The organism is Marinomonas foliarum, from assembly GCF_016906065.1.
GTDB lineage: Bacteria > Pseudomonadota > Gammaproteobacteria > Pseudomonadales > Marinomonadaceae > Marinomonas > Marinomonas foliarum.
Genome location: NZ_CP070273.1, coordinates 1,066,007 through 1,079,165 on the forward strand (window position 1 = coordinate 1,066,007; position 13,159 = coordinate 1,079,165).

Annotated in this window: 12 protein-coding genes; 3 read left to right on the forward strand and 9 right to left on the reverse strand. The window is 40.3% G+C overall.

The window, feature by feature from the left end:
• Window positions 1-3 precede the first annotated feature (3 nt).
• Genes icmH through tssB form a run of 9 tightly spaced genes read right to left on the reverse strand, consistent with a single transcriptional unit; the run spans window position 4 to window position 9,353 of the window.
• Complete coding sequence (icmH, locus tag JSY38_RS04930; protein WP_205115603.1) at window positions 4-780, reverse strand: type IVB secretion system protein IcmH/DotU; 777 nt, start codon at window positions 778-780, stop codon at window positions 4-6.
• Between the two features lie 2 nt (window positions 781-782).
• Window positions 783-2,117, reverse strand: coding sequence for a type VI secretion system baseplate subunit TssK (gene tssK / locus JSY38_RS04935; RefSeq protein WP_205115606.1), 1,335 nt, complete (start codon window positions 2,115-2,117; stop codon window positions 783-785).
• 2 nt (window positions 2,118-2,119) lie between these two features.
• A complete protein-coding gene (tssJ, locus tag JSY38_RS04940) occupies window positions 2,120-2,611 on the reverse strand; it encodes a type VI secretion system lipoprotein TssJ (RefSeq protein ID WP_205115607.1) in 492 nt (163 codons plus the stop codon).
• Complete coding sequence (tagH, locus tag JSY38_RS04945) at window positions 2,601-4,124, reverse strand: type VI secretion system-associated FHA domain protein TagH (protein ID WP_205115611.1); 1,524 nt, start codon at window positions 4,122-4,124, stop codon at window positions 2,601-2,603. Before tagH ends, tssJ begins: the two co-directional genes overlap by 11 nt.
• Before the next feature lie 2 nt (window positions 4,125-4,126).
• Window positions 4,127-5,140 carry a type VI secretion system baseplate subunit TssG gene (gene tssG / locus JSY38_RS04950; RefSeq protein WP_205115613.1) on the reverse strand — a complete coding sequence of 338 codons (1,014 nt, stop codon included), beginning with the start codon at window positions 5,138-5,140 and terminating at the stop codon, window positions 4,127-4,129.
• On the reverse strand, window positions 5,104-6,873 hold the full coding sequence (gene tssF / locus JSY38_RS04955; protein WP_205115614.1) for a type VI secretion system baseplate subunit TssF: 1,770 nt from the start codon (window positions 6,871-6,873) through the stop codon (window positions 5,104-5,106). The genes tssG and tssF overlap by 37 nt, the downstream gene beginning before the upstream one ends.
• Before the next feature lie 2 nt (window positions 6,874-6,875).
• Window positions 6,876-7,313 carry a type VI secretion system baseplate subunit TssE gene (tssE, locus tag JSY38_RS04960; RefSeq protein ID WP_205115616.1) on the reverse strand — a complete coding sequence of 146 codons (438 nt, stop codon included), beginning with the start codon at window positions 7,311-7,313 and terminating at the stop codon, window positions 6,876-6,878.
• A gap of 4 nt (window positions 7,314-7,317) precedes the next feature.
• Window positions 7,318-8,799: a type VI secretion system contractile sheath large subunit gene (tssC, locus tag JSY38_RS04965; RefSeq protein WP_205115617.1), complete on the reverse strand. Its 1,482-nt coding sequence runs from the start codon at window positions 8,797-8,799 to the stop codon at window positions 7,318-7,320.
• 53 nt (window positions 8,800-8,852) lie between these two features.
• Window positions 8,853-9,353: a type VI secretion system contractile sheath small subunit gene (gene tssB, locus JSY38_RS04970; protein WP_205115620.1), complete on the reverse strand. Its 501-nt coding sequence runs from the start codon at window positions 9,351-9,353 to the stop codon at window positions 8,853-8,855.
• Between the two features lie 688 nt (window positions 9,354-10,041).
• On the opposite strand from tssB, the gene JSY38_RS04975 reads away from it, so the two are divergent.
• The 3 genes from JSY38_RS04975 (at window position 10,042) to JSY38_RS04985 (ending at window position 13,125) form a co-directional block, all read left to right on the forward strand.
• A complete protein-coding gene (locus JSY38_RS04975) occupies window positions 10,042-10,329 on the forward strand; it encodes a type VI secretion system PAAR protein (RefSeq protein ID WP_205115622.1) in 288 nt (95 codons plus the stop codon).
• 219 nt (window positions 10,330-10,548) lie between these two features.
• Window positions 10,549-11,067, forward strand: coding sequence for an Hcp family type VI secretion system effector (locus JSY38_RS04980; RefSeq protein WP_205115585.1), 519 nt, complete (start codon window positions 10,549-10,551; stop codon window positions 11,065-11,067).
• 105 nt (window positions 11,068-11,172) lie between these two features.
• The gene (locus JSY38_RS04985; RefSeq protein WP_205115628.1) at window positions 11,173-13,125 is read left to right on the forward strand and encodes a type VI secretion system Vgr family protein; all 1,953 of its coding nucleotides are present in this window, start codon (window positions 11,173-11,175) and stop codon (window positions 13,123-13,125) included.
• Window positions 13,126-13,159 lie beyond the last annotated feature (34 nt).

The window sequence follows — 13,159 nt, forward strand, 5'->3', positions numbered from 1 at the left end:
CAGTTATTGCAGTATTTGATTTAGCTGCTCAAGTACACTTGACGATTTAGAGTTCAATAAAAACAGGTAACCACAAAAGGTTAATCCCCAAAATGCTGTAAAAAAGGCAAAAACAGACCAAACCGGAAGCTGTCGACTCAGCTTATACCGAGTATTTACAACATGATCATTCTTTGATGTCAGTTTTAAAGGGTCATCTTCATTCTCTATATTTAAAACAGAATGAAGATTACTAATTATTCTCTCTCTTTCTTCTTTCCCATTATTTAAAACTTTAAATTTCCCTTCAAAACCTAAAACGAGACAGTAATATATAAATTCAAGAAGATCTTTATATCGACCAGGATCTTTTTCCAATCTAGAAAGAATCGAAAAAACTTTTTCACCACCCCAGGTTTCATTGTGAAATCTAGATAACATGGAATATTCGGCCCAAGCAGACGCGCCACCCCATCGAGTTCCCATAACAGCCTCATCTAAGAAAGCGCATAATATATAGCGATACGCCATTAATACAGAATGCTCATAATTCTTATCTGAAAGCTCTATCTCAACTATATTTATTTCTTCTATTGTCTGCTTATATATCTCTTCAATATTTTCACACTCACTCAACGACTTAACTCTTAGAGATAACCCAAAAAAAGTGGTTGCAGAATCAATTAAAGGATTATCGTTATGGCCTTTTATTTGAAACCAGTAATCTTTATCTTCATTTATGTTTTCAGCTTCATCAAAAAGCAAATCATCATATTTACCAACAACACCATTACTCGCCATGATTAATCCCTAATCGCCCAAAATTGTAAATCTAAACCTTCAAAAGCACCTGCGACATGGAAAGCGAAGCCTGATGAGTTTTCTAGCATTCTCCAAGCATCACTTGTTTTATCTAATTGATAATAGGTATAGCCTGAATAATAAGGGAGTTGTCTTGGCGCTACAGGCAAAGGTAAAACAGGTATACCTGGTAGCTGATGAGAAATTAGATCTCTAATTTTTTCGACCGAAGATACTTTTGTCTGCTGAATAAACAAGTTTCTTAGTTCATCTAATGGCATATTCGCTTTGACAGCCAAAATAAAGTCAGCACTTTCAATGAGCTGAGTATCATGTATTGGAGCAACCATTAACCCATATTTACGTTGATGCAATTGTACAGAAACGGCTCTTGGCTCTAGAACAACACTTAAACTTTGACGTAAATATTTAATGACTTGCCAAAAAGGATCACTTGGTAAGTCATGGTTATAGCCTTTAAAGTCAGGAGATAAACGACTTTCATCCGTAAATGTAGATAGCTCACCGCAAATAGATGCGAGCGCTTCATATAAGCGTTCAGGATGCAGTCTCTTTAAATTAACAAGATGCTGAAGAATAGGTTGCAATCTATTTAAGGCCTGAAGAAGCATGAAGTCAGAAACATCCGCAATAGCGCCTTGCCCTGACGCCCCCAAGCGAACAGCGATTCCTTTTGCTCGCTCTTTCATCAAGCCTGATAATTCGTTAATACATCTGTGTAACTGAGGGTTACAGTTAACATCTAAATGACAAGGTATAAAGTCTGTTTCTAATACTATACTGCCATCTTGTCGCTTCTCACGAATTTGCGCGATAGCAATAGAGGCATATGCACTACGATCATCTTTTTCAAACATTAGTCTAAGACGCATAGAGGCTAGATCGATGATCGCGGTATCACCATCTAAGGACTGAGTATCCTTCACTTCTTGACGGTGACTGGCATACCTCCCGGTTCCTTTTTCATTAGGCCAATCAATCTCTAACAAAGACTCATTTTTTAGAGGTATTGCTAGATAAATCGTTTGACCTGTTAAAGTCGCGTCATTGATTTCAAGGGCATCTGGAAGCATGTCATCCTGAGGAATACGAAAAACGGTACCATCTGGCATCACACCCACCGCGCTATCGATCGCTATTCTTCCAAAGGAAAGGTACTCAGGGTTAATAGATAACTGGGATATACCATATAAATAACTACTAACAGACTGCACTCTTTCGTTTAAACTGTATTCATTATATCGTTGCTGCTGCTGAAAGTGCTGAGGCTTAATAAATAGTCCTTCATTCCAAATCACCCTATTCCTAGAAATCATAACTATTCAACCTTTTCCAATTTAATCTCATAACCATTAAAATACATCAGCAAATGATACACTCTTCCACGGTTTAAAATTTTAACCGCTTTTTTCCAGTCACTACTATCTGGTTCAGCAAACTTAGCAACAACACCGATATAATTTGTTTCAGGATCTATTTCAAAATCACCAACAAATTTAAATTGCTCTGGAGTAAGAACATAATCATAAGTTTTAATAAAATTATTCTTCAACGCCTCTTCATAATCATCATTAATCATGTCGAAATCAGCAGACATAAGCATAGAATCATCAACTAATTCATACACCTGAATTTCAACAGGCGACGCCACACCAGACTCTCCTGCATTCACATCCTTACCAGCAAATAAGCTAAAAGTAATCCGTGTGAGCTGCTCTGATGGATCGACGGTCGGTGATGAACTACAGCCGGCTATAAGCACCACACATAAAAATGGTGTTAATATTTTTAACAAGCGATTATTCAGCATGCTTCTCACGTAATTTCTTATCATAAGACTGCTCAAATATTTCCCAAAATAATTTTTCAAAGCCTTTCTGGCGATTTGAGGTTAATTCTTTGTAATAATTCTCATACATTCCCCACGCCCATGACTTATCGTCATCACTGCCATTTCCTTCTCGGTTATAACGACTAAATCGTTTTAACAATGCGTCAGGAGATAATGCATGTAAGATTTGCCCTAGAGCAATATTGGTTGCATATTGAACCGCTTCATTATGAATACTTATCATTTTAAGACTTTCTTCGACAGAAGATGTGGCAGACAAGTGCACTGCACTTTTATTCTCGTCGAACATTGTGCGAATAGTATCTTCATAGGAAAGGCCAAGCTTAAGAGGATTGTCCTCTATAGGCTGCAAACTTCTATGCATCATTCCATATCGGCTATCTTTTACTTGTGAGTGTAGTTCCAGTAAACCTTGCACACACACACGTAAAGTACTTCCAATCTCTGCGGATAATGCTTGCATTTCCTCTACACTGGAATTACTTCCGATAGATACTTCAAGGCCTGACATTAAAGGCCCACCAAGAACATGATTATTCTCAAAGTGACTGTTTTCATACTGAGTTTTACGCTGAGAGCTAGAGCTTGTTGTATCTTCTTTGGTGTAGTTTTTTGCCATTTCCTGCTCGAGCAGGTCTAAAACATTATCGTCCATAGGATGCGTCTCCATTGCTTGTATTTCGCTTTTTTTCTCAGTCTCTTTTTCGCTTTGGAAAATCGATTTAGAAAAAAACTTCTTTAATTTTTTAGCTTTACTCTCCTTTTCACCCAAGGAAGCATCGCGTCGTATGTCATTAAGTCCAAAAGCAGCGCTTATGTCATTATCTGTGTCAGCCTGAACGGTAAATTTCGGTGATATATTGCTACTATGATTTGAAGCAGGGTTAATAAAATCTTCGTAAACTTTATCTGAATGAGGTGCGTCATCGATTAGGCTTTCTTCCTCTTCTGAGCCTTTTTTACTATCAAGCATAACAATAGGATCTAGCTCAGTTACACGTTTATTAATTTCTCCAAAATCATCATTATCAAAATCATTAGAGTCAGAGTCAGAGTCAGAACCATCAATCAAACTATTATTTTTATTCAAAAAAAACTGTTCGAGCGAGTGACTACTTTCTTTTAACTCAGACTCTCTGTCTAAAAATACACGGACCTCATATTCACCAATTTTTATTTCATCTTCATCATTTAGGCGAGCTAAATTATTAACACCTAACGGCATACTTGATGAATTAACATACGTTTTTCCACAAAGGTCCTTTACACAGAATGAATCATCAATAAAAACAATTTCACAATGAAAAGGATTAATTGATTGGCCTCGATCTTTAAGGTGCCAATCTACCTCTAAAGCAGAACCAATTACCCCACCGCTTTCTTCAAAAGACACTTTCGCCAAAAGCCCAGCCTCAAGCGAACGTACATTTGTAACAATAAAATTGGCGACTCGTTGCGTGATGTTATCCATGACTATTGTCTTACCTGTATGACTACTTTTTTCATTTCTTTTGGCTCACCTAGAAACGATGTCCATCCTAATGACACACTGCCGTTACCCAATGACATAGCAGAGCCTTCATCTTCTTTTAAAACAAGCTCAAGGTCATAAGCCATCTGCTCCCTCAAAGTAAACTCAACCAACTTACATAGAGGCAAAAATTCCCGCCCACTAGGCAAGAAATCGGCAAATCGTTCTTTGTCTAAGCCTTTAATTTCTATCGCAAATTTTCCCTTAATATCGTTAACACCATCCCCTAAAACGGTTTCTCGGCCTAAACCACAGTTTTGCATACCTAACTGCATCTTTTGTTCTTGATGAATAGGTACTTTGCGTTTAATCCACTGGCGTATTGACACTTCTGGCAAATCAAAACAATGAGAAATAATCCCTTCAACAACCTGAGGTGAGCGGCTCCGCCCAGCCAAAGTTCCCGAATAAGCCAGCATTTTGCACCAGTTTATCGGGGTATCACCTCTCATCCCCTCATCAGCCAATCCGACTAAAGCAAATAATTGGCTTGAGAACTTATCCTTCGCTTCGTTTTGAAAGCGGATGTAATAACGATATTTTCGCCATATTTGATAAACAAGTGAGATAAGCCGATTGTTAAAAAAATCTAAAAACTGACGTTTTAGACCAAACTCATCTTCTGTCACCAATTGCTCAAGCATAAAACCAGGTAATGGAGACTGTGATCCCGTCAATCCAAAAAAATTCGTTTCCAGCTGCAATCGGTTATCCTCCAAAAGAGTCAAAGCAGAAACATCCGTTGGAGAAAAACCTAAACTTGGATTAGCGCTAAATACTAATCTACACTTAGATTCCCAATCACTCTCTTCTGGATCTTGCTCAACAAGCTGATATAACAGCTCTACCAATTGATAGAAATTAAATTTTTCTACATCACTCGGAAATATACCTTGAACACTGGAAGAGGCGATATACTCTAAATCAGCGGTTGCATCCCTTCCTGAATTCCCCACGTATATGCCTCTTTATTACTTGAATTAATAACGACCAACTCATGAAAAGAGTTGATACTTGCGTATAAAGAAAAAAACTTACTTAGAACCGTACCAAATAAAAACAACTCACCTTCAGAACCAAAAGCAGCTTGATCTAATGTTATCGTTGACTTCAAACCCCTTATCGGCATCCCATATATTAATTTATCAGTCGGCATTGATTCGATATTAAGAATGCCACTTAGTCTTAATTTTGAAACTCGCTCGGCCTGACGATCGACTAACGCTTTAAAATCATAAGCACGAAGCACTGAACAAAGAGCATCTTTGGATAATAGGGATAAATAATTCAGCGATAAATTTGAAATAAGAGTCCAAAGTAAGCTGCCATCTAAAACAGGTCTTAATGGCGGAGATGGTATGGTTATATTTTCAAACGTAGCAAATGTTGGAGACGTATCAGTTGGCTCGCAAATATCGCCGACACCAAGCTCAAGAGGAAGCTGTCTATTGGTACAAGTTAACTTTATAGATACGGCTTCATCAAAATTATAAACAGCAGATTCATCACCTCGAATGAATGAAATAAAGCTATCAAAACCGTCGTTTCTAATACTTTCTTTTACACGAGCTCTGTAATAAAGAGACTTTCGATGCCTAGCTCGCTCCACTTCATGCTGAAAACTTTCAAATGAAGAATAAACACGTTTAGCACCTCTAGCATGACTGCCATCAGCACTATCATTCTGCCATCCAGCCACTTCATCAATACTAAATACTTCAAAATGAGCTGGAGATGTACTGGATGGTATTATTCTATATTCAGTCTTTCGTCCCGTTAGATCGATAGGGTCGGCATCATGTTCGAATAAGTTAATGACTGGAGCGCAATAAAGTTGGAACATTTCTTTTCTAACTTTCACCCCCGGCTCGAAGGTTTTATTAAAAACCATTTTAATATTGAATTCACCAGAGACATTTTTAGGTAACACAGCCGACAAGCTATTTAGATCGAAGAAATAAAAACCTTCAGAAAATGTTAAATATTCCTGGAGAATACGATAGCCGTCGTAGACATTTTTAGGATATGGAAGCAAACTATCATTAGCATTAAAACCAACCAGTGAGAAAGCATCTTTTGGTAATTTAAACTCAACCCCATTGACCTCTATCACGATTTTTTCTAAATAATGGTTTAGCCATAAATAGGTCATTTCGGCACTATATTTGTCACCACCCAAATAAAACCTAAGCGTGTCAAGTTTGATATCATCAACGGTTAAATCTCCGTCAATTTTCATTGCCAAATTTACTTCGCTGGCTTCCCTGGTGTGCTGAGAAGTGACATCCATACAATCCAAAGGGTAAATAGATACGTCACGACATGTTCTAAAATGGCATATTGTTCCAAATACTGGTCGACTATCTAACTGAACACCTGAAGGTATAATATGCTTTACACTGACATTATCCTCAGGCTTGAACTTCACAATGCTCATACTTGGTACAGGCCGTAAATAATTAGGCCAAAGCATATTAATGATCGAGTGCGTTAACTCAGGAAATTCATCTTCAATTTTTTCTCTTAAACGACCGGTTAAAAAAGCGAAACCTTCTAACAACCGCTCAACATCAGGATCCGTATTTCGCCCATGCAAGAAGCGGGAAAGCTGAGGATGAATCTCAGTAAACTGCTTTCCCTGCTCACGTAAAAAAGTCAGCTCTTCTCTAAAATACTTATCTTGGCTCACAGCTAATACACTCTATATTTACGATCATTGCCAAGTATTAGATTTATCTCTACTTTGTCATGAAGAGCAGCACTATTGATGTCAGCATTAATATGAAAACATAAACCCAAAGGGTTATCTGGATCCGTAACCGTTTTAATCTGCAAGTTACACAATCTAGGTTCATAAGTAGTCAAACACTTCTGAACAGCCAACTTCACTTTTAAAGATAAATCCATAGCACCCAAAGAAGCATCATTAAAGTCTATCAAACCTAGGTTAGGGGCGGATTGCGCCTCCCCTAACCTAGTATTCAAAACGTTAGCAACGTTTAACTTTATTGAGTTAAGAACATCTATAGAGTCAGGCCCCTGAGACAAAGAAATAGGACCAGCGTTAACCGTCAGCCTTTCAAGAAAGCCAACTCCATATACACTATTTTCATCTATTAGATAGCTCATACTTTTATGCTTGATCTAGACGGCCAACAAGTGAAAGTTCAAAATTCGCACCCATATATTTAAAGTGAGGACGAACAGACAAAGACACTTGATACCAACCTGGATTCCCTTCTACATCAGACACTTCTATTTTTGCACCACGAAGTGGTCGACGGCTACGCACATCAGCAGGTGGATTCTCTTGATCGGCAACATATTGTTTAATCCAACCATTCAACTCACGCTCAAGGTCGCCGCGCTCTTTCCATGCACCAATTTGCTCACGCTGCAGCACTTTAACGTAATGCGCTAGACGATTGACGATCATCATATAAGGCAACTGAGTACTAAGACGGTAGTTAGTTTCTGCTTCCTTACCTTCCTTTGTATTAGGGAAAATCTTCGGCTTTTGAACAGAGTTAGCAGAGAAGAAAGCAGCATTATCACTACCCTTGCGCATAGTCAGTGCGATAAAGCCTTCCTCGGCTAATTCAAACTCTTTTCTATCTGTCACCAACACTTCAGTTGGAATTTTCGCTTGTAGCTCACCCATAGATTCAAATACATGAACAGGTAAATCTTCTACTGCACCACCACTTTGTGGACCAATAATATTTGGACACCAACGGTATTTGGCAAAACTGTCAGTCAATCGAGAAGCAAAAGCAAAAGCAGTATTACCCCATAGGTAATTACTGTGAGACTGACTTACATCTTCTTGGTAATTAAAAGACTTAATAGGATTTTCAATTGGGTCATATGGAACACGCAACAAGAAACGTGGTGCTGTTAAGCCGATATAACGAGCATCTTCTGATTCACGAAGGGCGCGCCATTTAGTATATTTCGGCCCCTCAAAAATAGAATTTAGATCTTTAAGGTTCGGAAGCTCTTCAAAAGACTCTATGCCAAAAAATTCAGGACCAACACTTGAGATAAATGGCGCATGAGACATTGCACCTAGAGCCCCCATATATTGGAGCAACTTCATATCTGGAGTAGATGGTGTGAATGCATAATTACCAATAATGGCACCTGTAGGCTCACCACCAAACTGACCGTAACCAGAAGAGTAAACATGCTTATAAAGACCACTTTGAGTCGTTTCAGGAGCAAATTCAAAATCCTCTAACAACTCAGCTTTTGTCACATGAATTAATTCAATCTTGTTGTTCTCTCTAAAGTCAGTACGATCAACAAGCAACTTCAATCCACGCCAAGCTGACTCCATCTGCTGCACAGATTCATCATGTAGTATTTCATTCATTTGGCTACTGATTTTTCTGTCCAGCTCAACAAGCATCTGGTCAACTAGAGTCTTATTAACTGGCTCCTCAGTTTTATTAGATTGAAGCAAGTTCTCGATAAAGGCCGCAACACCTTTTTTAGCAACATCATAACCCTCTTCATTCGGAGCTATGCGAGTTTGAGCCATTATTTCATCGAGTAGATTACCACTACCCTGACTGATAGAACTTCCTTCTACCGCAATATCATTTGTAGACATATTTGTATCCCTGCTAGTAATTTCTCAACTTAGTGCACTTATGATTCAGCTAATTAATTAGACTCATTTTCATGGGCAAGATTTAGCTCAGCCAACAATTGATCACGACTTTCATCTGATGCTAGCAAACCTTGAAGACTGTTTCTGAAAGCCGGAATATTCCCCAACGGCCCCTTAAGAGCCACAAGCGCTTCCCTTAGTTCTATTAATTTTTTCAGCTCAGGGACTTGTGAAGCAATTGAGTCAGGAGAGAAGTCATTAATCCCATTAAAAGAAAGATCAACAGCCAAATCACCGCCCGCTTCCTCATCAAGCTTATTACTAACGGTTGCCTGAAGGCGTAAATTGCTTTCGCGCATTACTGATTCAAAATTAGATTTATCGATAGAAATACTTTTTCTATCTTCAAGAGGCGTATCTTCAGAATGCCCCTTAAAATCACCAACAACCAAAGTCTTTAGAGGTAACTCGACCTCAGATTGGGCGTCACCAGTAGCAGGTATATACTTAATATTAATCCGCTCTTTCGGTGCAACACTTCCCTCTTTTGACATATCTCTCTCCATCAAATTACGTCATAAAAAATAAAATCAAGCATCATTACCTTCTGGCAACAAACTCAAAACCAACCTTTTCAAATAAAACAAAACTCAACATTTAAAAAACCAGAATTTTCATTCAAAAAAACTCTCACCTAAGAAAATGAAAGAAACAACAAAAAGCCAAAAACGAGAATTTGATTTTAAATCTAGAAATACAGGGAGGATGAAACGCTATAAAAAGAAAAATACAGAAATGAAAATAGAGGCGAGAAAAAACACCAAAAAAACAACTTCCATTTATCTAACAAAAAATCAAAAACCATCAAAAAAATGATCTTATCAAAAGAGTTACTTCAAATTCCCTTTAAAACTTCAACACACCTTTAATTGTTAAAAACTATCTACAGATACATTTGTTTACAATTATTAACGCGAACAATACAGAAGACGAACAAAGAACTCAACAAAAGATAAAGTAAGATAAATGTAAATTTTTTGTCATCTAAACATCCATCTCTCTCTAAAAAGCAGTAACTCCTTTAAAAACAACACCTTCTAGATCCATCAAAAATCACGCAAAGATAAAAGTTGAAAAGAGATAAGTCAGAATATATTGTAATAAGCATATAAAATTACATTTCCATTAAAGAAATACCCATACAGAGAGCAGGGTTAAACTCATTATTTCAAGGAGAACACTATGCCAAGCGCAGTGAAAGTTGGCGATACAGGAACAGATCATGATGGCTTCCCCCCTACCCCAGTAACGGCCGGCTCGCCAAATGTAAAATATGATGGCAGCCCTGCAGCCCGCGCCGGAGACCCACTGGAACCACACGACAAACCCAAAAACCCAACCCACCCAAGAGCGATTGCAGCAGGATCCTCTTCTGTTTTCATCAATGGAAAGCCAGCTGCCGTAACTGGTGGTGCCATTGATTGTGGTGGCGTTGTAATGGGTAGCGCTTCAGTCAACATTGGCGGCTAACCCCCCCCTCAAAAAAACCTTCCACACCACCCAACGAGCAAGCAATTGCTCGCTGGGCGAGTTTTCGCCCAACCTTAAGCAGATTATTGCCAGCCGACATACCAGAAAAAACATAACCTTTTGAATTAAATAGATATTTTTAATTGGCATCCATCTTGCTCTTTTTAAGCGAGTGTTTAAGAGCACGTTTTTACTATTTTATAAATAAGGAATGTTATTATGCCAACGCCATGTTATATCTCTCTCGAAGGTGAATCTCAGGGTCTTATCACAGCGGGTGCTATGTCTGTCGATTCTATCGGTGACGTGGGCTTGGAAGGCCATGACGACGAAATGCTGGTTCAAAAGTTTGACCACAACGTGACGGTTCCAACGAACCCACAGTCTGGCAACCCATCAGGTCAGCGCGTTCACAAGCCATTCAAATTCACCGTAGCCTTGAACAAAGCGGTTCCATTGCTTTACAACGCCTTGTCTTCTGGCGAAAAATTGCCAAAAGTGGAATTGAAATGGTACCGCACGTCAGCGGAAGGCAAGCAAGAAAACTTCTTCGTGACTTCTTTGGAAGGCGCGGTAATCGTAGACATTCAGTGCGAAATGCCACACTGCCAAGATCCAGCAATGGGCAACTTCACACAAAACGTGACAGTATCTTTGGCTTACCGCAAGATCAATTGGGATCACATCAACTCTGGTACATCAGGTTCTGATGACTGGAGTAAACCAATCGAAGCGTAAGCGGGTATTGGTACGGGCCGCCTGTTTACTCAGGCGGCCTTTTTGCGTATTAATGGCACACACTTTTTACGAATTGGATAGACCGTCATAACAAAGGAAACTGGTATGGCTACATTGACGTTTACATTGGCACTCGACGGATTGGAAGAAAACACCCTCGTCGTTCGAGAATATCAAGGGCATGAATCGATCTCCGATTCTCTGCTAAAAGACGGTGCGCCTTGTTATGGCTTCCGTTATCAATTGTCTCTTGCCAGCCGTCAATCGGATCTGTCTGCTGATACCATCGTCGATAAAAACGCCGAGCTACGCCTGTTCCGCAATGGCGAGCTGGTTCAGCGAGTGCACGGCATTGTGCGTCAGTTTGAAAAAGGCGACACCGGTCATAATTTTACCTACTACGGTTTAACCCTCGTTCCCGCCTTAGAACGTTTGTCTTTACGTCACAACAGCCGTATCTTCCAAAAGCAAACCGCCCAAGCCATCATCACCCAACTACTGGATGAGATGGGCATCACGGAGCACCTTTTTACCACTCAAAGAACGCCCCTAGAGCGCGAGTTTTGTGTTCAATACCGTGAGACCGACTTAGACTTTTTACACCGACTAGCAGCCGAAGAAGGCTGGGTCTATTACTTCACCCACGAAGAAGGCAAACACCTTCTGCACTTTGCGGATCAAAGCCAGTTTTTACCTAAGTACCCAACGAACATACCGTACAACGTCTTGGCCGGTGGTGGCTCAGACGATCTTTATATCTCGACGTTAACGCACCACACTCAAAGCTTACCAAGCCAAAGCACGCTGAAAGACTACAGCTTCAAAAAGCCCGATTATCGCTTCTTGCAACAGCAAGATGGCGAGAACATGGATTACCAGCTGCCCAATTACGAACACTTCGATGCTCCTGGGCGCTTCAAAGACGATGTGACCGGCAAAGCCTTTTCTCGTATTCGCTTGGAATACCTACGTCGAAGTGCTCGCACCCTAGTGGGAAAAAGCAACCATGCAGGCATTCAAGCGGGCATGAAAATCACCATCGAAGGGCACAACGAAGACACCATCAACCAAGAGTGGCTTCCAGTCTCCGTCGAGCACTACGGCACCCAACCGCAAGTCTTGGAAGAAGAAGGCCAATCGGGCAGCACCACCTACAGTAATCAATTTACCTTTATCCCCGCCACTACCAACTGGCAAGCAACACCGCAGCCGAAACCGAGTGTCGATGGCCCTATGATGGCCACGGTTGTTGGCCCAGAGGGTGAGGAAATCTTCTGTGACGAACACGGTCGAGTGAAACTGCACTTCCCATGGGATAGATACAGCGAAGCCAACGATCACAGCTCCTGCTGGGTGCGCGTCTCCCAAGGTTGGGCAGGCAATCAACATGGCATGATGGCCATCCCACGAATCGGCAGCGAAGTCATCGTCAGCTTTTTAAACAGCGACCCAGACCAACCGATTGTTACCGGACGCACCTTTAATGCGAAAAACACCCCGCCGTATTTATTGCCCGATAATAAAACCAAAACCGTATGGCGCAGTGATACCCACCAAGGGGAAGGCTTCAACGAGATCTCATTCGAAGACCAAGTCGACAACGAAAAAGTCTATGTCCATGCGCAAAAAGATATGGAAACCGATGTCCTCAACGACAGCATCAGCCACATCGGCCACGACCAACACCGACAAATCGACAACGATAGATTCACACAGCTAAACAACAACGACCATCTCACTATTAAAGGAGAACGTCGTCATAAAGTGGATAAAGATCATACATTAATAGTAGAAGGCAGCTTACAGCAGAAAGTCGGAACGAAATCCGTACTGGATGCAGGAAACGAGATCCACCTAAAAAGTGGCAGTAAAGCTGTAATCGAAGCAGGCTCGGAAATGACAGTCAAAGTCGGTGGCAACTTTATAAAAATAGACGCTGCTGGCGTGCATGTTGTAGGCTCCGCCATCAACTTTAACTCAGGCGGCAGTGCTGGATCTGGTAGTGGGTTTAGTGGCTCTGAACCTGAGCTGCCAGAGATTGGAAAATCGAAAGAGTAAAAACATTTATCGCAATCAACAACAGTGATACTCA